A 19,990-nucleotide genomic window follows, 5' to 3' on the forward strand; every position below is an offset into this window, starting at 1 on the left:
TCGGGTATTTATACGCTATTTTCTAAATATTTTACAGCGGATATTTGCATTACCTTAAGTGAGAACTTAATAGTTTATTAGCCATGAAAAGAAATATCTCTGTCTTCATTCTCCTGATCCTTCTGGCTTCGTCCTTTAAATATAGGACGAAGACTAGAGCGATCACACAACCCGTCATTACCGCCGGTTATGACAGTCCTGCTTATCCAAAAGGTGCGGTAAAATCATCCATGGACGCGGCTGTTGCGGATCTTCAAAAGGCCAATCACGAATTGGCCAAAGGCAATCCAGCACTATTTAAATCTTTATGGTCGCATCGGGATGATGTTACGATCTTCGGCGGCGTTGGAAATGCCGACTCAAAAGGATGGAGTGCCGTGGAGGCGAGTCTCAATAATGCGGGCCACGTTCCTGCGCAGGAAGTGGTTTACACATTCGAAAAAATCGCTAGCCAGGAAGAATTGACCCAAGGTTATCTTATCCAGAAAGAACATTATCGTTTCGCCGACGGCCGCAGGGCTGATCTTCATGTAACAATACTTTTCCGGAAAGAAAATAATGTCTGGAAGATTGCTCATCGCCACGCCGACCCTATCGCATCTGTTGCAAAATCAGACAAAACGGCTAAATAGTTGCCTCTCTTCCTGATATTTTGAGTTGGTAGCGCCCATCCAACTAATTTGTTGTTATTTTGCAGCTTTGGTTTAAAGGTGACAACAAACTGCGCATGGAGAGATTTACCGGATTGCTGGGTATCGTATTGATCCTGGGCATTGCCTTTGCAATGTCGAACAACAGAAAGGCTATCAACTACCGTACCGTCGCCGTTGGCCTGGGCCTTCAATTTGGGCTTGCAGTCTTTATCCTCCGAACCGACATTGGCCAGTCTGTCTTTCAATGGCTGGGTGAAAAGGTCCAGAAACTACTTTCTTTTTCAGATAAAGGTGCCGATTTCGTTTTCGGTACACTCGTACGGCCCGATCTCATGCAGCGTGCATTCGGGCCGGGGAACGACTTCGTTTTCTTTTTCAAAGTAATCCCTACAATCATCTTCGTGGCTGTGCTCGTAAATATTCTCTATCATTTGGGTATTATGCAGCGTGTCGTATCGGTCATTGCGCGTGGGGTATACTGGCTTATGGGCGTGAGCGGGGCTGAGGCGCTCTCTAATGTGGCGAGTACGTTCGTGGGCCAGGTAGAGGCACAGATCATGATCAAGCCATACCTGAAAAACATGACCAATTCGGAGCTGATGGCTTCGATGACCGGAAGTTTTGCCTGTATTGCCGGCGGGGTAATGGCGGTTTACATTTCACTCGGCGTGCCGGCTCCATATCTTATCGCGGCCAGTTTGATGGCTGCTCCCGGCGCATTGGTTATTTCGAAGATCGTGTTTCCTGAGACTATCCATTCAGACACGAAGGGAATGGTCAAACTTGAAATCCAAAAGACACACGCGAATTTGCTCGATGCCATTGCTGCAGGAGCGGGAGAGGGTTTAAAAGTCGGCTTTAATGTAATAGCGATGCTGATCGGATTTATCGCGTTGGTTGCATTGCTGGATTACCTGCTGGGTTACATCGGCGGAATTTTTGCATTTCCGCAATTGAGTTTCAATTTTGTTCTGGGCAAGATATTCTCCGTTTTCGCGTGGGCAATGGGCGTTCCCGCCAAGGATATTGAAGCGGCCGGTTCGTTAATGGGTACTAAGATGGTGATCAATGAATTCGTTGCTTACCTCGATATGGTTAAAATAAAAGACACGCTTGATCACAAAACCATAGTCATTACCAGCTTTGCGTTGTGCGGTTTTGCTAATTTCAGTTCCATTGCGATCCAGGTTGGAGGGATTGGAGAATTAGCCCCTGCGCGCCGGGCCGACCTGGCTCGTTTGGGATTTAAAGCGTTAATTGCCGGAACGTTAGCTTCTTATATGTCGGCAACATTGGCTGGATTGCTTTTATAGGGTCAGAGATATTCTTTAGCAGGAAGAGCACATCAGGTGCTCTTTTTTTGTTTTGTGGCATTGCCGACTTAACCTGTATTTGCTTTTTTGGCACAAATATTTTTAAGAAGTCCTTAATTAACACGCAAATGCATCAATTGATTATGAAACGCATCAAACTCTTCTGGTCTTTACTTAAAGACAGCTTTAACGAATTCCTCAATGATAATGGAATGAAACTCAGTGCCGCATTGTCCTATTACACGATATTTTCGCTGGCACCGATGCTGCTGGTCATCATTTCGATTTTTAGTATTTTCTTTGGCAGGGATGCGATTCAGGGAGAATTGTTCGGACAAATCAGCGGGCTCGTAGGCGCGTCAGCGGCTTCTCAGTTACAGGAAATCCTTAAAAATGCCGAACTGTCGAATAAGTCGGGAGTGGCGGCTGCTATGGGCATCGGAACCCTACTGATAGGTGCTACGGGGGTTTTTGCGGAAATGCAGGATTCCATCAACTTTATTTGGGCTATTAAAGCTAAACCCAAAAAGGGCTGGTTGCAATATTTAAAAAACAGGCTGATTTCCTTTTCGTTAATCCTAACGCTGGGTTTCTTGCTGGTGGTTTCGCTGGGTGCCAGTGCATTGGTCGATTTGTTGAGTAGTCGCCTCGAAGCATTGTTTTCGGAAGCTTCGGTGGTAGTTTTTTATATTGTCAATCTGGCTTTGGTACTGTCGATCATTACAGCGCTGTTCACCGTAATATTCAAAGTATTACCGGATGGCGACCTTCGCTGGAAAGAATGTATCGTCGGTGCCTCGTTTACGGCTATTCTATTTTTGATCGGGAAATTTGTCATCAGTTTTTATCTGGGCCAATCTGATCTTGGAGCCGCATATGGTACCTCCGCGTCCATCGTTATTTTATTGACCTGGATTTACTACTCTTCGATTATCCTTTATTTCGGAGCCGAATTTACTAAGGTTTATGCCCGTCTGGATGGTGTTGCCATAGCACCTAACAAACACGCGGTGCTGATTATCCGGCAGGAGCTCGATAAAAAAACAGGTGCTCAAATTGTAGAATAAAAAAGGCCTGCATTTGACTGCAGACCTGTAAGATTATGTTTTAAGCTGTCACCGGATTACCAGCTCAAATGGCATCCTGGTTTGCATCCCCCCCATGTTTATCAACTTTTTATACATGTTAACATAAGGGGCCAGGTCGCCAAGGGCTTTTGTGGTTGCTTTTTCCTCATTATCTCCCAGTAACTTGTCGATCATCTCGTTGAACGGCCGTTTTTTCTCCGGATAATACCGCACGCGGTAGTCACCTTCTTTGAGTTTGGCGGCTTTTGCGGCAATCTTGATCGCATCATCCACGCCGCCCAGTACGTCGACCAGTCCATTTTGTTTGGCTTCGGCACCGGACCATACCCGTCCCTGTGCTAGGCTTTTTAATTTTTCGACTGACATTTTGCGCCCTTCGGCTGCTTTTCGGGTGAAGGTTTCATAGCCTTCGTTAACACTTTTCTGTACCATCGTTTTCTCGAACTCAGTCATTTCCCGTGTTGCGGTAGGCCAGTCGGCGTGAGGGCTAGTGCCTACACCGTCAAAAGTGATTCCGAGTTTATTGTTCATAAAATCGGTTACATTGAATATCAATCCAAAAATACCGATAGAGCCTGTGATGGTGTTCGGCTGAGCAACAATCGTATCGCATCCCATGGCCATATAATAGCCGCCGGAAGCTGCCACGTCGGACATCGAAGCGATTACCGGTTTCTTCTTAGCTGTTAGCTGGATTTCACGCCACATGACGTCGGAAGCCAGTGCGCTGCCGCCGGGCGAGTTGATGCGGATCACGACCGCTTTGATCTTGTCGTTCTCGCGGATTTCCTTCAGTTCTTTAACAAATTTTTCCGAACCGATATTTCCGTTGCCGCCCTCACCGCCGGTAATTTCCCCTTCTGCTACCAGCACACCCACGCGCGTATTGAAATCGCCTGACTCCGTCGAGCTGGCACCCTGCAAATATTTATTCACGCCAACGTAAGAAATCGTTTTTTTCTCTTCAACTTTTAGCTCCTTTTTCAATATAGTTTCAAGCTCGTCCTGGTAGCCGAGGTGAGTTACGAATTTGTATTTCAACGCGGATTTAGGATTATCAACTGCCAGCGAGTCAGCGAGATTTTTCAATTCTTCGACCGGAATGTTGCGAGATGCCGAAATGTTTTTCAGGAAGTTGTTGTTAATAGCGCCAATCAATTCGATAGACTGCTTCTTGCTAGCTTCGCTCATGTCCTGGCGCGAGAACATCTCGATGGCACTTTTGAACTCGCCTACACGGAATACCAATGGTTTGATTTCAAGCTTATCAAATGTGCCTTTGAAGAAACTGTATTCCGCGGAAAGCCCGTTCCATTCGATGCCGCCTGCGGGATTAAGGTAAATCTTGTCGGCAACGGAAGCGATGTAGTATCCTTTTTCGGAATAGCTCTCGCCGTAGGTAACAATGAATTTCTTCGATTTTTTAAATTCCAGCAGCTGGTTCCGGACTTCTTCCAAAGTGGCCCAACCCGCTTCCGGGCCTTCTGTTTTGAGGTAAATGCCTTTGATCTTATCGTCTTTCTGGGCGCTTTTCAATGCTTCCAGAATGTCTTTTAGTCCAACCACATTTTCTTCACCGCTGAATGGCACTCCAAATTCTGACAGGGGGTTATCGACACCCACTTCCTGAATTGGCTGGTTAAGATCCAGTTTAAGCACCGACTTGTCGTCGAGCGACACTTTTTCTTCCGAAGAAAACAAGGAACCAATGCCGGCAAGGATAAAAAAGGAAAGGAAAAGAAAGAGGATGATGCCTACGAATGTCGCCAGGACATATTTAAGGAATTGTAACATAATATATTGCTAATGGATTTCTTCTTTATAAGTTGATCAAGGAACAAAATTACATATTAATTGTCGCGGTTTGTCGATGAAATAATGTCAAAAGGTAGTTTGCGCCCATTAAGTGGTTGAAATGGCCGTTCCAATTTTTCGGACGTTCTGAGCAGTTTTACAATAGCAGATTATTTACTTTTGGAAAAAAAATCAGTAAATGAAAAAGACCCTCATTCTAGTACGCCACGCGACCGCCGAAGATCAGAGTTTCAGGATTAAGGATTTTGACAGGAATCTAAACAACAAAGGTCTGTCGGAGTCGCTGGTAATGGGGAAATGGCTGGTTCAGGAGGGTATTAAACCCGATATTTTTGTGTCGAGCCCTGCTTCCCGCGCATTCAAAACAGCGGAGATCGTCGCAGCTCAGTATGAGGTTCCGGTGAATGCCATTCAGACGCAGGCGGGCATTTACGACGGCGGCCCGAAAGCGTACCTCCAAGCGGTCACGACAGTTCCAAAGGAGCATTCTGTTTTGTTGCTTTTCGGGCACAATCCTGATATTACCTATTTTGCGGAGTATTTGTCGGGTGCCAGTATTGGTTCAATGAAAAAGGGAAGCGCGGCTTTTATAGAGTTTAAAGATCAGGAATGGGAAGAAATATCTGCAAAAACCGGTGATCTGGTGCTTTACAAGACGCCGAAGCAGGTAAGAGAAGAAGAGTGAAATGGGGAAGCCAAATCGTAACAGAACAATATTCATCGTCGTTTTTATCGCTTTTGTAGCGTTGTTTGCGTACATCTCATATGACATGTCGAGTCGGACAACTGCGCCATGGAATAGGCCAAAGCAACTGAAAAGGGCATTGCCGGGAGCGACACCGGATGCAGATTCGCTGAAACTGGACTCGCTCCTCAAAGAAGTGGAGAAGTAGTGGCTTAACTACGGGGATGGAATTCGGTGATAATCTGCCTCAGATAATCCCTGTCAAGGTGGGTATAGATTTCCGTCGTAGTGATGGATTCGTGCCCGAGCATTTCCTGCACCGCACGCAAACTGGCACCACCCTCAATTAAATGCGTTGCAAATGAATGCCGGAAGGTATGCGGACTAACGTTTTTGTGAATGCCCGCTTTTTCGGCCGTGTCCTTAATCATCAGAAAAATCATAACACGTGAAAGCTGACCGCCGCGGCGGTTCAGAAAGACAATGTCTTCGCTTCCTTTCTGTGGAGCGATCTCGCCACGAACGTGATCCAGGTAAATTTGCGTGTACTTAATAGCTTCTTTTCCGATCGGCACCAGGCGCATTTTGTCTCCTTTCCCTATGATACGTAAGAAGCCGATATCGAAATGGCAGTTGGTAAGTTGTAGGCCTGTCAGTTCCGAAACGCGCAAACCCGAACTGTACAGTACTTCGATAATGGCCCGGTTTCGTGTGCCCTCCGGGGTAGAGTGATCGATCGCATCGAGCATGGTCTCAATTTCTTCATACGACAATACATCAGGAAGCTTCCGCGGCAGGTGAGGAGACTCAAGCAGTTCCGTCGGATCTTCGGTGATCTCGTTTTCCATTAAGAGGTATTTAAAAAACGCCTTGATCCCGGAGAGCATCCGGGCCTGTGAATGTGCGGCAAGACCGAGCTCGGCGATGTATTTCAAAAAAGCCGACAAGTGCTCCTCTTGCACACGGGCGGGCGCAAGGGCCATTTTATTCAATTCCAGAAATTCTTCAAGCTTCTCCACATCCCGCACATATGCCTCCACCGAATTGCCGGATAGCGAGCGTTCGAGACGGAGGTAATTTTTGAAATGTTTGATGTAGCTTTGCCACATAGCGAAGGAAGAAATGATTAATGCTACAAAGCAAATGAAAAAGATATTGATCCTGAATGGCCCTAACCTGAATCTTTTGGGCAAAAGAGAACCTGGCGTGTACGGAAATCAATCTTTCGAGGACTATTTCGAAGCATTGAAAGGTATTTTTTCTGATGTGGAGCTGCATTATTATCAATCCAACCACGAAGGAGCGCTGATCGACAAGATTCACGAAGTAGGTTTCTCATTCGACGGGATCGTGATCAATGCTGGCGGCTACACGCATACATCCATAGCCCTGGCCGACGCACTTTCGTCGGTAACGACACCAGCAGTGGAGGTTCATATTTCAAATATCCATGCACGCGAGTCGTTTCGGCACCATAGCTATCTCACGGCGCGTTGTAAAGGCATGATTTGCGGATTGGGGTTGAAGGGATATGAGTTAGCGGTCAGGTACTTTCAGTGATTCACTCATTATCTAAACACCGCATTACCAAACAAGACCTTTCCCTTCTGTAACATCGCCCGGAATACGGGATCGTCCATGAGGTAGATGATTTGGCCACGGCCGATTTCCTGCGCACCGATAATGAGCGTGTTTTTCAGCTTGCCCGACATTTTCTTACCCACAAACCCAGCTTTGTAATTGTCTTCTTTGAGGTAACCCACATTCCAGCCTTCTTTGAGATAGTCGCGTTCGTAAGCGTCGCGTACGATAGTGAAATACTCCTCGCTGCATCCAAATGCAAGGGGATGGGTGGCATCCATGGTTACTTCGAACATGCTGCCAGGCGATGAGTCGCTGGCGTCCTCACGCTGCTGTGCACCGTATTTTTTGAAGATATCCTCGTCCTTTCTTTTCTCTGAGAACTTTTTGGTCAGGCCGAAACCGGTTTTGTTCACAAATGCGTCTGTCGCTCGCTCCATGGCAATCAGCTTACCGCCGCTTTTAACCCAACCTTGAATCGCTTCGAGGTGTTTTTCGCCGATAATGTCGCCATACCGACCATCAGGAAGTATCAGAACATCCACCTCATTCCACGGCAGATCCGCAAGTTTAGCAGCATTGATGATTGTTACCGGATATTTGATTTGTTGTTCGAAGTAATGCCAGACCGCGCCAAACGCGGTAGCGGAAATGCCATCGCCGGCAACTGCCACTATTTTTGGGGCTTTGAGGGCTACGACATTGTCATTCCCAAAATCGGGACCTGTGCTAACAAAACCGGTTTTAACAGGCGTGAGCTTGACAAAATGCTTGTTAGCAGCCGACGTCACGAGTTTATCGAATGCCAATCCTTCGTTCCCTTTTTTTGTGATGATCAACGTGCCCGCCGCGTACGTCGTCCTATCCATCTCAAAAGGCGTGTTGGAGGTTTTGACGAGCACGCTACTTTTTAGTAATTCTGCCAGAAAAGCGGCGTCTTCCGGGCCGGACCAGGTTGCGAGATAAGCGTACGGTGCGGTGGCAGGAAGAGGATTATTGATAGGCTGAGCATTAACCGTCGACGGACTCAGCTTTTCTTTCAATCCGTAGGCCTTTAACCCAAAAATATAGGCAAGTCCCCAACTGGTAACGTCATACGTCACCGAGTCTTCCAATGCGGGTTTAGGATCAAAGAGAATGCGAAGCAGATTGGATTTGGGTTGATAGGCGCTGATCAGCAGATCGTTTTGCTCAATCTTTAATGCCTGTTCTGTCGTGGAAGTAAGCTCTGTGCCTTTGGCGGATATTGATTTGCCTGCCATTCCAAATGAAAAGCCCTGTCGGTCAAGCCAATTTTTAAATGCCCGCGTATTGCTACCCGCTTTAACCACATAAGTTTTGAAATTCCCGGCTGGCGCATTCGCGGCATCCTGGTGGAACCTGATGAATTCCGCCACTACTTTTTCCTTTTGGGACATTACCGCTTCCAATGTAGCTAATGTAGTAGCGTAATGATGTGAAATGCGGTTATTCAGCGTTAGCGTGTCATGTTCGTTCTCCCGTTCGAATGCCAGGCCCGCCCGCCCGCCTCCACCTTGCTCGTAGGTAACGCCGATAGCACCGTTCGCAGTCGGCCAGGTGTCGCCGTAACTAGGATAAAAGAGATCATAATCATTACGGGTGAAATAAGCCCAATTGTTTTTGTCGAAGTATTTGCGGCAGTACTCACCAATTAGCTCGTTGAACTGCCTTTGCCATGCTGTTACGTCCTTATTATACGGCTTGGCGGCAGGTGGGAAGTAATAACTCCGTGAAGGTCCCATTTCATGGAAGTCGGCGTGGAAATGTGGCATCCATTGATTGTATACTGCAATGCGTTCCTGAGTTTCTTTTTGTGTTTGCCATGCCCAGTCGCGGTTGAGGTCGAAAAGGTAGTGGTTGAATCGACCGCCTGGCCAGGGTTCGTCATGTTCCAGTGCAAAAGGCGTCACGTCGGGCATCGCATTTTGCACCCGGTTGTACCATTGCGTATATCGTTCATAGCCGTCGGGGTTAATGCACGGATCTATAAGGATAACCATGTTTTTAAGGAAATCCTGCGTTAATGCATTATCCCTGTTGAGTAGTTCGTAAATCACTTTCATGCTCGTATTTGCTGATACAGACTCGTTACCATGGACATTGTAGCTCAGCCAAACGATCGGGGGGACACTGGCGTCCGGAGTGCCGGGAAGCAAGCCGGTACTTTTGAGGTGATTGGTCCGTATCTTTTCGAGTTTCGCGATATTCTCTGGCGATGAAACAAATGCCAGCATGAGAGGCCGGCCTTCATTGGTGCTTCCGTACTGAACAAGCTTCATCCGGTCGGCATTTCGTGACTGTACAGATTTGAAATAGTCGATGATCAAATGATGATAGGCAAAACGGGACCCGAGCGGGAAGCCAAGGAACTGATCGGGAGTTGGAGTTTGCGCAAATGCAGATTGTACAGAAAGCAAGAAGAGTAAGTAGCGGATCAGTTTGGCCATAGGAAGTGAAGTAGTGGAAGTCGGTCAACCCAAATTTAGAAAGTTGCCTGAATTTACGGCCACTGCGGAATGGATAAAAAAAACTTTCGATTTGAATATTCTGAAAATGAGTCAACTAAAAATTAATTGATATTTATTTGCGCCGTGATGTTGCTTTTTCAAATTCAACCCTGCATCTTTGCACCACGTTTTCGGAACAGGGAAACGAAAAGTGAAAGAAAGTGCTTGTAAAACGCGCGAAGTAGGAGACCAGTCGGCCCATTCGTCTAGCGGTTAGGACACGACCCTTTCACGGTTGAAACAGGGGTTCGATTCCCCTATGGGTCACAAACCGTGCGATAGCACTTTCAATCATTGCAAAAACCGCTCAGATTTCTGGGCGGTTTTTTTGCTTTTCATCTTCTCTAAAAATCTTCGACGCTCCTGTCATAAAATCTGTGTCAAAAAATAAGGCATAAAGTGCTTCTAAGCTACTTTTAAAAAGATTCTGTGTAAAATATAGGAATTAGGACATGTTTATTTGGCAATATTATTCTACAAGTATAAAAATTTTTCTAAGCCTTTGTAGTATATTTGAAACGAACGATGCGGTTGATTCTAAATGTATTAACCCGGTCACATCGGTAACATTGCCCACTAATTTTTTACGCTCTATGAAATTTTTACTGAAACTTTTTTTTGCGGGAGGAGTGATAAGCTCAGTAGCAGCAGCTCCTAACGAGGCCGAAGGCACCTTAGCGCGTGTCGACAGCGCTAATGTAGAAAGCAGTATCGCGATTGACCTGAATGGCTCTTACGACATCAGGAACCCCTACGCGGAGTCTGTAGAAAAACCTTACACAATTACCTCCGAAGCCCCGGCGCCGCTGGCTACCCGGGTTTCCTGCGGTGGCCGCATCTGGACGCACGGAGAATACCTGGGAAGAACCGGAGACGATCAGCCCGTGTACACGCGCATTCAAGACAATCGGGTTTACCTTAATTGGAATGGCCGCGTGCCTGATAATGTCTGGATACTTTATCATCTAAAAGAAAATACTTTTCCGATTGGCGCTGCCAGTGACGCGCTGATCGAAGGTTGTGTAAACCCGGTTGACCCGAGCACAAATCCGGTCAACTTACTAGGCAGTAATGGAAGCGGACAAATTACCTGTAAAGGGGTTGTAATGCCGAACGGAGACCGGCTGGGGGTTTTCAAAGGAAGTACCGGCAACACTTACCAGTTTATTAAATATGTGAATGGCTTGTTGCGCGTGATGATCAAACAGGGAGAAACTGATGATCGTACGGATAACTACTACATGGGTGTGCTCATTGAGACTATTCAGGGTAAGGACGGAAGCTTTCTGGATCCACAATGGAGAGGGGTGCTCACACCTGATATGGTGAATGGCTGCTTCTGGCCTACTAACCCCAAGGCTGCGACGCCACTGCCTGATAACAACTGCACATCCGGCCCGACAATTAGCAACATTACCAGCATTAGCCAAACTGCATTGACGCTCGCTTTCACCGGTTCTGGTGTTAGCAGCCTTAAATGGCGTATCAAATCCAACGGAACTGAAGTAAGATCGGGTACTACGAACGATTTCGGCAGTGCTACGAGTGTGAATCTGACTTACAACTCGCTCGCTCCGGGTGGTTATACTTTGGAAATCGAAGGGAATAATTGCACTTCGACGGTAAATAGCCGTTCATTTACGATCAACGAGCCGGTGGTGACTGTTCCCGACTGCCAGAACGGACCGTCGGTGGCCAGTGTCACCGCAATTACTCCCAGCAGTGCGACCATCAACTTTGGTGGTACTAACCTCCATGTGTTTTCGTGGAGGATACTGAAAGGCAGTTCTGCGGTGGCGAGTGGTAAAACAGGCACTCTTACGTCCAATTCAACGAATCTGACGTTCAACTACCTGCAAAATGACACATACACTTTCGAATTGAAAGCGGAGGATTGCAAGGCGGCATCAGTAGCGACACGCAGTTTTACTGTATCGGCTACCGATACCCGCACGGCATGTCCCCGCGGACCACAACTTCAAGCGGTTTTGACGTCGGAGGAAACAACGCTTTCGTTTCTGTTTGACGGGGAGAACGTTTTCTCGATCGACTGGCGAATTAAGCAAAATGGTACAGTGATCCGCCAGAATCGAGTTGCTCCACAAAGCAACCGGCCTGCAATCAATTATAATGCACTGGCGACGGGCGCATACACTCTCGAGATACAAGGCGGTAATTGTAAATCGGCAGTCACCAGCAAGCCCTTTGGTGTGGGTGTGCCCCTCCCGATCTATGTAGCGAATTTCGATGGAAAAGCAGTTGAAAAGGGAGTGGAATTGACCTGGAACGTGGTAGCTGAGGAAGATGGAAAGGAATTTGAAATTCTTCGTTACGACGATCGCATGCAGAATGAAGAAATCCTCGGTAAAGTAGCGCTGACAGATGAGCGGGTTGGAAAGTATACTTTCCTGGATGAGCAGCCGTTGCTGGGGACTAATTATTACCAATTGAAACAAATTGATATCGACGGCTCTTATACCAAGAGCAAGATCATCGCGATCAATCCTGGTGTGATCACCGGCACAATCATCGCGCCGAACCCTGCGCAGGATTATGTAAACGTTCAATTTTCGTCGCGCAAGGCGGGTGCTTCGGACGTAACGATCTATAACCTCGCCGGTCAACCGATTAGCAATTCAGCGATCAACATTTCGGAAGGGAAGAATAATCATCGTGTGAATGTGAAGAAGCTTGCTGGCGGACATTACTTTATTAAGATCAATCACGCGGGCGAAGCAACCAAGCTGCGGTTTGTTAAGGCTGAGTAAGATTGGAATTAGTTTGAGATTTACAGAACAGCCGGGTTTAACGATCCGGCTGTTTTTTGTTTCAGTATAAATGACGTCGAACCCCATTGCAAAAAAAGTCGCGTTTTTGCGACCTTTATTTTGACACACGCACTATAACAAGATGAACGCAAAGGAATTGATCAAGATTCCTGAACAAAATGGTTGGAAAGAGGCGAGATGCCGAGGTAGTCATCGCATTTTCAAGCATCCGCAAATGCCTCAGGCAATTCCGGTACCCTACCACGGAAGGAAGGAAGGATATTCCTTCCGGGACATTGAACAGAATCTTAAAACTGGCCGGACTTAAATAGGGATTTTATGAAACTGACAGTTATCATCGAGAAAGGCGAAGGCGAGATTTGGGGTCGTATCGAAAACGTACCTGACTACCTGCCAGTCACCTCTGGGGCAAACAGCGAGGAAATCGAGCAAAACTTGCGGGAATTGCTCGATGATTACATTCATAACGAGGGTAGTACATACCCGGAGTGGAACTCATTGCAACCTGCTGATATTCATTTTGAATACGTGGATGACCCTACTCTGATAAAAGTATAAGAGGTTACTCCTCCGGCTGCAATTGCGCCTCTTTCCACCATTGCGCAAATATTTGATCACCCTTCAAATCAACTTTCTGTCCGATGAGCGGTGTTACGAGCGGCATATGCTGCTTTTCGGCCTCGGCACTGGCGCGGAGGATAGGTTCGTTCCAGTCGTGGATGGAGAGAGCGAATTTGGCCCAGTGGACGGGCATTAGCTTTTTGGCACCGAGTTCACGCGCGGCAGTAATGGTTTCCTCGGGCATCATGTGAATGTACTTCCAGGCTTCATTGTACTGGCCGCATTCCAGCAATGCCAGGTCGAATGGCCCGAATTCCGCCCCGATTTTCTTGAAATGATTATCGTAACCTGAGTCGCCTCCGATAAAGATCTTCATGGTAGGCGTCTGTAACACAAATGAGACCCATAATGCGCGGTTGCGTCTGAAACCACGTCCGGAGAAATGCCTGCCGGGAGTGATGTTTACCTTAAACCCATCACCAAGATCGGCTCCCTCGTTCCAATCCTTTTCGATAATGTTCGCAGCATCGTAGCCCCAATATTCCAAATGCTCGGCGGTGCCCAGGCCGGTCACCACTTTTTTGACTTTGGATTTGAGTTTTAGAATTGTGTCGTAATCGAGGTGGTCCCAGTGATCGTGCGAAATGAAGAGGTAATCGATTGGAGGGAAATCCTCCACTTTGTAAACATCGGTTCCCTTGAAACTAGGTGTCGTGAACCGGATGGGGGAGGCGCTGCCGCTGAAAACCGGATCGACCAGGACGGTTTTCCCGTCGATCTGGATGAAATACGACGAATGCCCAAACCATACCAGCACATCTTCTTCCGGTTTCAAGTGGAGCAAATCCGTTTTTTGCGAAGGGATTAATGTCCCGGGGATGTTGTATTTGCTTTTACCGAAGAAAAATTTAGTGATAACCTTCAAATAACTGCTGCCCTCAGCGAGGTCGGGTGTGAAACTTTCATTCTGGAACTGCCCGTCGCGGTAATGGGGAGATTTTGTGATTCTTTCGAGCCGTGCGCCAGAAGGGTGTTTTCCAAATTGCGGTTGCTGCATGAATATAGCCGCGGCAATGACTACCAATGCCAGGATGATGAAGAATATCATGAAGGAAAATTTAATGATCCGTTTAGCCATAGTATGTGGAAGGGTATGAAATCAAGTAGTGGACGAATGTACGGTTTCTTACGTATTTTTGATTTTACTTATCCAAACAAAAAACCAGGTAATATGAAAAGAAATGCATTGCTGTGTTTCCTATATCTTTTATCATGGGTGGCGGTTGCCCAAAATGCCGCTCCCGACACAAGCTGGATTAAGACCAACTACTCGAAAACAGAGCAATACATTACAATGCGCGATGGCGTGAAGCTTTTTACAGCCATTTACACTCCCAAAGACGATTCACAAACCTACCCCATCATGATGCAGCGGACACCGTACTCGGTACGGCCGTACGGTGAAAACAACTATCGGCGCGCTCTCGGGCCTAATACATTGCTCATGCTGGAGAAGTACATTTTTGTGTATCAGGACGCACGCGGACGTTACAAAAGCGAGGGGAGTTTCCGGGAAATGACGCCGGCTATTGAGAACAAAAAAAGCAATAGGGACGTGGATGAGTCCAGCGATACTTACGACACGGTGGAGTGGCTTTTGAAAAATACCAAAAACAATGGGAAGGTAGGCCAATGGGGCATTTCATTTCCCGGTTACTATTCTTCCGCGGGTTTACCGAACGCACATCCGGCGATGAAGGCCGTTTCCCCACAGGCACCCATGTCTGACGAATTCATCGGGGACGATTGCTACCACAACGGCGCATTTTTCCTGATGGATAATTTCGGCTTTTACAGTGGATTCGATGGACTGAAAAGTAAAGACGGGACGGCCTATCAGAGCCACTTCGATGCAGAATACAATGATGCTTACAAATATTTCCTCGATTTCGGTCCGTTGAAAAAGACCAATGCCGCTCCCTATTTTGCCGATCCGAATTCGATCTGGCGACAGACTACCGCGCATCCGGTGTATGATGAGTTCTGGCAGTCGAGGAATGTTAAAAAGCATTTGAAAAACATTAAACCCGCGGTGCTCGTGGTGGGTGGGTGGTTCGATGCCGAAGATCTGTATGGTGCATTAAAAACATATGCAGCGATCGAAAAGCAGAGCCCGGGCAACAACAACCGGCTGGTAATGGGCCCATGGACGCACGGTGGCTGGGCGGCGCCGGTTTGGAAGGGCTTTGCGCAATATCAGTTTGGGAAAGATGTGAACAAATATTATCAGGAAGAAATCGAAACGAAGTTTTTCAATTACTATCTCAAAGGGAAAGGCTCATTTGACCAGCCGGAGGTAACTGTTTTTGAGACAGGCTCTAATCAATGGAAGCATTATGATGTGTGGCCGCCCGAAAATATCCAGCCGACTACTTATAATTTTGGGCCAAAGGGGAAAATGGCCGTTGCGAGGTTGACAAACGATGCAGGATCGACCAGCTATGAAAGCGATCCGGCGAATCCAGTGCCTTACACGAGCGTCACAAGCGGTCATAGGAATAATGAATACATGGCCGAAGACCAGCGTTTCGCGTCCAAACGACCGGATGTGCTGAGCTTTCAAACCGATTCGTTGACGGAAGATGTGACTTTGACCGGCGAGATCGTCGCGAACCTGATGGTGTCGATGACCGGCTCGGATGCGGATTTCATTGTAAAGGTAATCGATGTTTGGCCGGCGGGATCGACGATTGTGGCAGCTAAGGAGGGGGAGAAGCCGGTTGCTATGGACGGTTACCAGCAAATGGTTCGCGCGGAAGTGCTGCGGGGAAAGTTCCGAAACAGTTTTTCGAAACCCGAGCCATTTGTAAAGGACAAGATCGAGAAAGTGACGGTTAAGCTCAATGAGGTGGCGCATACCTTCAAGAAAGGCCATCGGATTATGGTGCAGGTGCAAAGCAGCTGGTTTCCGCTGGTTGACCGTAACCCGCAGAAGTTCATAAATATTTTTGAAGCGTCGGAATCCGATTTCCAGAAGTCGCGGATCACCATTCATCATAATGCAAAGAACCCTAGCAGTATTACTTTGCCTGTAATGCGCTGATCATTTGAATAATACCCTTTTAATCCTAAATCCTTTAAAATCCTAAATCCAATGAAAACTGTTTTCGGGAGAATCCCGGTTTATTGCTTTGTGCTGTGGTTCGCCGCCAGCATGATGGGTGTTTGTGCACAGACGAAGCCCAAATTTCATGTTTTGGTAATGGCAGAACCCGGCGGCCATCATATTGCCTACTCTAAAGCGGCGCGGCCGTGGCTCGACTCTCTGGCCGAGAAAGAACATTTCAGCATTGATTATATTGACAAAGCCGACCCGATTAACGAAGCATATCTTGCCAAATATCAGCTCATTATCCAGCTCGATTATGTGCCTTATGCATGGAAGCCCGAGGGAATGGCCGCATTTGAAAAATATATCGATGAAGGCAAGGGAGGCTGGATCGGCTTTCATCATGCCACTTTACTGGGGGAATTCGATGGGTATAAAATATGGCCCTGGTTTTCGGATTTCATGGGCGGTATCCGCTACAAAAACTACATTGCGGATTTCGCGGAAGCGACGGTGAAAATCGAAAACAGCAAGCATCCGATCATGAAAGGGGTACCCGCATCTTTTTCAGTAAAAAAAGAGGAATGGTACATCTACGACAAAAGCCCAAGGGCGAATGTAGATGTGATTGCGGGCGTCGACGAATCAACTTACCAGCCCGATTCGAAGATCAAAATGGGGGATCACCCGGTTATTTGGTCGAATCCTAAAAAGAAGGCTAAGAATGTCTACATTTTTATGGGGCATTCGCCAGTACTTTTCGAAAGCGACGTTTACAAAACCATTTTCAAAAACGCCATTCTCTGGGCTGCCAAAAAATAACCGGATATGTTAACAAGAATTTTATTAGCTGTGCTGATCATTTCAGTGCAGCAGGTTTGCTTTGCGCAAAAGAAAAAGTCGGTGAACGCGAAAACCTCTGAAAGCAAGTCGTTTTACCAGGCCGGGTTGGAGGACGACGATGCTGTTTACTTCACCTCAGAGAGCTTCAAAATCACAAATGACGGTAAGACCGACGTCTCCGATGAGCTGCAACGGGCTATTAATGAAGTAAAGACTAACTATAATTTCGGGATCGTCTTCATTCCCGAGGGTATTTACAAGATTAGCAAGACTATCTACATTCCTACGGCCGTCCGCGTGATCGGTTATGGTAAAAAGCGACCAGAGATCGTGCTGGCTAACAATGCACCGGGTTTTCAGGAAGAATACCCGCAGGATAAGGGTAATGCCAAATATATGTTTTGGTTTACTTCATCGATCCCTAAAGAAGGTCAACCCATTCCCGACGCCGGCGCCAGCACTTTTTATAGCGCTATGTCCAATGTGGATCTTCGGATCGGGGCCGGTAACCCTTCGGCAGTAGCGTTACGGACACATTTTGCGCAACACAGCTTTATTTCACACGTCGATATTTACGCGGGCGACGGCAAGGCAGGCATGTTTGATGTGGGTAATGAAATGGAGGACGTGCGCTTTTTTGGTGGAGAATACGGTATCTATACCTTCAAGCCATCGCCGGGATGGCAGTTTATGATGGTGGACACCTATTTTGAAGGACAGCGCAAAGCGGCGATCCGTTCGCAAGAATCCGGTCTTACCATTGTGCGAATGACGGTTAAGAATGTACCAACGGTTTTAGAGGTCAATCCTAATTTTTACGAAAAACTGTTCATCGAAGACAGCCGCTTCGAAAACATAAGCGGTCCGGCCCTGGTAATCAGTAATGAGAACAATGCGTATACACAAATCAGTTTGCGGCACATCGATTGTAAAAAGGTGCCGGTACTCGTGAGTTTTCGCGAAAGCGGAAAGCAAATTGCCGGTAAGGGGGAGCTGTTCAGGATAAAAGCTTTCAACCACGGTCTGCAAATGGCAGCCATTGACGCAAAACCGGTTCATACTACTACACAGGAAATTGAAACACTGAAAATCGAACCAGTCCCTGCCGCCAGGGACATTCCCGCATTCCCGGCTATGGAGACCTGGGTGAATTTGAAAGCATTAGGTGCGAAGGGGGACGGCATTACCGACGACACAAAGGCAATACAAGCGGCCATTGACCAGCATGGTGCCATCTACGTCCCGCAAGGCTGGTACCGCATTACGGAAACATTGAAACTGAAAGAAAAAACAATGCTTATCGGTCTCAATCCGGTTTCGACCCAATTCATTTTGCAGGATAACACAGAAGCGTTCGGAAGTTTTGGGCCACCGAAACCGATGGTAGAGTCGTCCCAGGGCGGCAGTAATGTTCTCACTGGAATTGGTATTTCAACGGCTGCCAGTAATACCCGCGCTGTTGGTTTGAAATGGACAGCAGGAGGCAATTCGTATGTCAATGATGTGAAATTTCTGGGCGGACATGGCAATATTATGCGAAAACGACCCGGGCAAGAAGTATTGAGCAATGCGTCGCATGTAGGCAATGAACAGCATTGGGATACGCAATATTGGAGCCTTTGGATAACTAATGGCGGCGGTGGAACATTCAAGAATATCTGGACGGCGAATACTTTCGCTTCCGCGGGTACTTATGTGTCGAACACGTCCACGCCCGGACGTATTTATGCGATGTCGGTAGAGCATCATGTTCGTAATGAGGTGCGGTTCAAAAATGTTTCGAACTGGAAAGTGTATGCCTTGCAATTGGAGGAGGAGAGTAAGGAAAGTTCAAACTGTCAGCCGCTCGAAATCGAGTCTTGCGACAATATGGTGTTTGCAAATTTGTACATGTTTCGGGTGATCCGCGTAAGCACACCTTATCCGCATTCCATCCGGTCGTGGAATAATCGGAAATTGGAATTCCTGAACGTGCATAATTACAGCCAGACAAAATACCCGTCGACGGTTCCGCTCTTCGATGTGAATTCGGGACTTGAAGTGCGTCCGTGGGAGTTTAACAGGCTCATTATCGACAATCCCAAACCCAAACCCATTGATTTGCAACCGGGGAAAGTGGTGCAATTGGCAAAAGGATTTGAATTCGCGGACGGCATTTGCCGGGATAGCAAAGGCAATGTGTATTTCAGCGAATCGCGCGCCCGACGGATTTATAAATGGTCTGTAGAAACAAATACATTGAGCCTGGTGGCCGATTTTCCATGGGAGCCGCTTTCGCTGGGTGTGGATACAAAGGATAGCTTGCTGGTGGTATTTAAATATGTTCCGAAACAGGGCTATATCAGGAATGGGCGACCAGAGACATTTCCTAACCCGCCTGATGCCGCCGGGACCTCTTTCAGTGGATGGGGGAATAATGGTTTTGGGACGTTAGTATACTCCATTAATACAGACAAGCCGGAGGAAACTATAAGAAGACTTTTGTGGTTGCCGCTCGGTAAGAAGAAAGACATTGTTAAAACCTTAAATCCCTCGAATCGCAGAAGAGATTCGGGTGATTTATTGAAAGTAAGTACCAATGAATTCAACACATGCTGGGTAGCGCCCGATTTGGTGACCATCGTGCCGGAAATTTACGATCTGGCGCGTTCCAATGCGCTGGTTGAAGGTTATCCAGGCAAAGTGCTATATGGTACCGATGAATATCTGAAAAGAACATTCCGTTTCAACGTCGGGCCGAAAGGCCATTTGTCCGAACCACAATTATTCGCGGAGAAGGGGGAATTCAGTTCGGCAGTGGATCGCGAAGGCAATGTGTATATCGCCGACGGACAGATTTATGTATTTGACCCTTCCGGAAAGGAGATTAATTTAATTGAGACGCCAGAGAGGCCATCGACGATTGTTTTGGCCGGGGAAAATGGTAATACATTGTTCATCACCGGCCGGAATGGCTTGTATGCAATCAGGGTAAAATAGCAAATTCAAATGGCTGGCATTGTTGATCGAATGCCAGCCATTTTTA

General features: G+C 47.1%; 16 protein-coding genes and 1 tRNA gene. 13 read left to right on the forward strand and 4 right to left on the reverse strand.

The features are described 5' to 3' along the window. Positions 1-83 precede the first annotated feature (83 nt). From LZD49_RS07645 to LZD49_RS07655, 3 genes are all read left to right on the forward strand, one after another. Positions 84-632, forward strand: coding sequence for a nuclear transport factor 2 family protein (locus LZD49_RS07645; protein ID WP_234666752.1), 549 nt, complete (start codon positions 84-86; stop codon positions 630-632). 95 nt (positions 633-727) lie between these two features. Further along, the gene (locus tag LZD49_RS07650) at positions 728-1,966 is read left to right on the forward strand and encodes a NupC/NupG family nucleoside CNT transporter (protein ID WP_234666753.1); all 1,239 of its coding nucleotides are present in this window, start codon (positions 728-730) and stop codon (positions 1,964-1,966) included. 143 nt (positions 1,967-2,109) lie between these two features. Next, positions 2,110-3,033, forward strand: coding sequence for a YihY/virulence factor BrkB family protein (locus tag LZD49_RS07655; protein WP_234666754.1), 924 nt, complete (start codon positions 2,110-2,112; stop codon positions 3,031-3,033). Between the two features lie 48 nt (positions 3,034-3,081). Here LZD49_RS07655 and sppA read toward each other — a convergent pair whose 3' ends face one another. Next, positions 3,082-4,848 (reverse strand): signal peptide peptidase SppA, encoded by a 1,767-nt coding sequence (gene sppA, locus LZD49_RS07660; RefSeq protein ID WP_234666755.1) that lies wholly within the window; start codon positions 4,846-4,848, stop codon positions 3,082-3,084. A gap of 199 nt (positions 4,849-5,047) precedes the next feature. Here sppA and LZD49_RS07665 point away from each other — a divergent pair, with 199 nt between their 5' ends. Further along, a complete protein-coding gene (locus tag LZD49_RS07665) occupies positions 5,048-5,554 on the forward strand; it encodes a histidine phosphatase family protein (protein WP_234666756.1) in 507 nt (168 codons plus the stop codon). Between the two features lie 85 nt (positions 5,555-5,639). Then, the gene (locus LZD49_RS35790; RefSeq protein ID WP_310590474.1) at positions 5,640-5,762 is read left to right on the forward strand and encodes a hypothetical protein; all 123 of its coding nucleotides are present in this window, start codon (positions 5,640-5,642) and stop codon (positions 5,760-5,762) included. A 4-nt stretch (positions 5,763-5,766) separates the two neighbouring features. On the opposite strand, the gene xerD is transcribed toward LZD49_RS35790, so the two are convergent. Next, positions 5,767-6,663, reverse strand: a complete 897-nt coding sequence (xerD, locus tag LZD49_RS07675; RefSeq protein WP_234666758.1) for a site-specific tyrosine recombinase XerD — start codon at positions 6,661-6,663, stop codon at positions 5,767-5,769. 34 nt (positions 6,664-6,697) lie between these two features. On the opposite strand from xerD, the gene aroQ reads away from it, so the two are divergent. Continuing rightward, the gene (aroQ, locus tag LZD49_RS07680) at positions 6,698-7,114 is read left to right on the forward strand and encodes a type II 3-dehydroquinate dehydratase (protein WP_234666759.1); all 417 of its coding nucleotides are present in this window, start codon (positions 6,698-6,700) and stop codon (positions 7,112-7,114) included. Positions 7,115-7,122: 8 nt separating this feature from the next. Here aroQ and LZD49_RS07685 read toward each other — a convergent pair whose 3' ends face one another. Next, positions 7,123-9,603, reverse strand: a complete 2,481-nt coding sequence (locus LZD49_RS07685) for a M14 family zinc carboxypeptidase (protein ID WP_234666760.1) — start codon at positions 9,601-9,603, stop codon at positions 7,123-7,125. A gap of 255 nt (positions 9,604-9,858) precedes the next feature. On the opposite strand from LZD49_RS07685, the gene LZD49_RS07690 reads away from it, so the two are divergent. From LZD49_RS07690 to LZD49_RS07700, 4 genes are all read left to right on the forward strand, one after another. Then, positions 9,859-9,930 (forward strand) — tRNA-Glu (locus LZD49_RS07690). Positions 9,931-10,256: 326 nt separating this feature from the next. Then, positions 10,257-12,431, forward strand: a complete 2,175-nt coding sequence (locus LZD49_RS07695) for a T9SS type A sorting domain-containing protein (protein WP_234666761.1) — start codon at positions 10,257-10,259, stop codon at positions 12,429-12,431. 142 nt (positions 12,432-12,573) lie between these two features. Continuing rightward, positions 12,574-12,759, forward strand: a complete 186-nt coding sequence (locus LZD49_RS36005; protein WP_409021303.1) for a type II toxin-antitoxin system HicA family toxin — start codon at positions 12,574-12,576, stop codon at positions 12,757-12,759. Positions 12,760-12,770: 11 nt separating this feature from the next. Beyond that, positions 12,771-13,010, forward strand: coding sequence for a hypothetical protein (locus LZD49_RS07700; RefSeq protein WP_234666762.1), 240 nt, complete (start codon positions 12,771-12,773; stop codon positions 13,008-13,010). 4 nt (positions 13,011-13,014) lie between these two features. Here the strand turns inward: LZD49_RS07700 and LZD49_RS07705 are convergent, their stop codons facing one another. Continuing rightward, on the reverse strand, positions 13,015-14,121 hold the full coding sequence (locus LZD49_RS07705) for an MBL fold metallo-hydrolase (protein ID WP_234666763.1): 1,107 nt from the start codon (positions 14,119-14,121) through the stop codon (positions 13,015-13,017). A 123-nt stretch (positions 14,122-14,244) separates the two neighbouring features. Here LZD49_RS07705 and LZD49_RS07710 point away from each other — a divergent pair, with 123 nt between their 5' ends. The 3 genes from LZD49_RS07710 to LZD49_RS07720 are packed head-to-tail and all read left to right on the forward strand — an operon-like array spanning position 14,245 to position 19,944. After that, positions 14,245-16,116: a CocE/NonD family hydrolase gene (locus LZD49_RS07710; protein WP_234666764.1), complete on the forward strand. Its 1,872-nt coding sequence runs from the start codon at positions 14,245-14,247 to the stop codon at positions 16,114-16,116. Positions 16,117-16,167: 51 nt separating this feature from the next. Next, a complete protein-coding gene (locus tag LZD49_RS07715; RefSeq protein WP_234666765.1) occupies positions 16,168-16,944 on the forward strand; it encodes a ThuA domain-containing protein in 777 nt (258 codons plus the stop codon). 6 nt (positions 16,945-16,950) lie between these two features. After that, positions 16,951-19,944, forward strand: coding sequence for a glycosyl hydrolase family 28-related protein (locus tag LZD49_RS07720; protein ID WP_234666766.1), 2,994 nt, complete (start codon positions 16,951-16,953; stop codon positions 19,942-19,944). The last annotated feature ends 46 nt before the right edge of the window (positions 19,945-19,990 follow it).

Source organism: Dyadobacter sp. CY261 (assembly GCF_021440085.1).
GTDB lineage: Bacteria > Bacteroidota > Bacteroidia > Cytophagales > Spirosomataceae > Dyadobacter.

Coding starts and splice junctions, on each gene's coding strand:
- LZD49_RS07665 (WP_234666756.1), top strand. CDS start 5,048: ATGAAAAAGACCCTCATTCTAGTACGCCACGCGACCGCCGAAGATCAG.
- LZD49_RS07655 (WP_234666754.1), top strand. CDS start 2,110: ATGAAACGCATCAAACTCTTCTGGTCTTTACTTAAAGACAGCTTTAAC.
- sppA (WP_234666755.1), bottom strand. CDS start 4,848: ATGTTACAATTCCTTAAATATGTCCTGGCGACATTCGTAGGCATCATC.
- LZD49_RS35790 (WP_310590474.1), top strand. CDS start 5,640: ATGTCGAGTCGGACAACTGCGCCATGGAATAGGCCAAAGCAACTGAAA.
- LZD49_RS07695 (WP_234666761.1), top strand. CDS start 10,257: ATGAAATTTTTACTGAAACTTTTTTTTGCGGGAGGAGTGATAAGCTCA.
- LZD49_RS07650 (WP_234666753.1), top strand. CDS start 728: ATGGAGAGATTTACCGGATTGCTGGGTATCGTATTGATCCTGGGCATT.
- LZD49_RS07645 (WP_234666752.1), top strand. CDS start 84: ATGAAAAGAAATATCTCTGTCTTCATTCTCCTGATCCTTCTGGCTTCG.
- LZD49_RS36005 (WP_409021303.1), top strand. CDS start 12,574: ATGAACGCAAAGGAATTGATCAAGATTCCTGAACAAAATGGTTGGAAA.
- xerD (WP_234666758.1), bottom strand. CDS start 6,663: ATGTGGCAAAGCTACATCAAACATTTCAAAAATTACCTCCGTCTCGAA.
- LZD49_RS07705 (WP_234666763.1), bottom strand. CDS start 14,121: ATGATATTCTTCATCATCCTGGCATTGGTAGTCATTGCCGCGGCTATA.
- LZD49_RS07720 (WP_234666766.1), top strand. CDS start 16,951: ATGTTAACAAGAATTTTATTAGCTGTGCTGATCATTTCAGTGCAGCAG.
- aroQ (WP_234666759.1), top strand. CDS start 6,698: ATGAAAAAGATATTGATCCTGAATGGCCCTAACCTGAATCTTTTGGGC.
- LZD49_RS07685 (WP_234666760.1), bottom strand. CDS start 9,603: ATGGCCAAACTGATCCGCTACTTACTCTTCTTGCTTTCTGTACAATCT.
- LZD49_RS07710 (WP_234666764.1), top strand. CDS start 14,245: ATGAAAAGAAATGCATTGCTGTGTTTCCTATATCTTTTATCATGGGTG.
- LZD49_RS07700 (WP_234666762.1), top strand. CDS start 12,771: ATGAAACTGACAGTTATCATCGAGAAAGGCGAAGGCGAGATTTGGGGT.
- LZD49_RS07715 (WP_234666765.1), top strand. CDS start 16,168: ATGAAAACTGTTTTCGGGAGAATCCCGGTTTATTGCTTTGTGCTGTGG.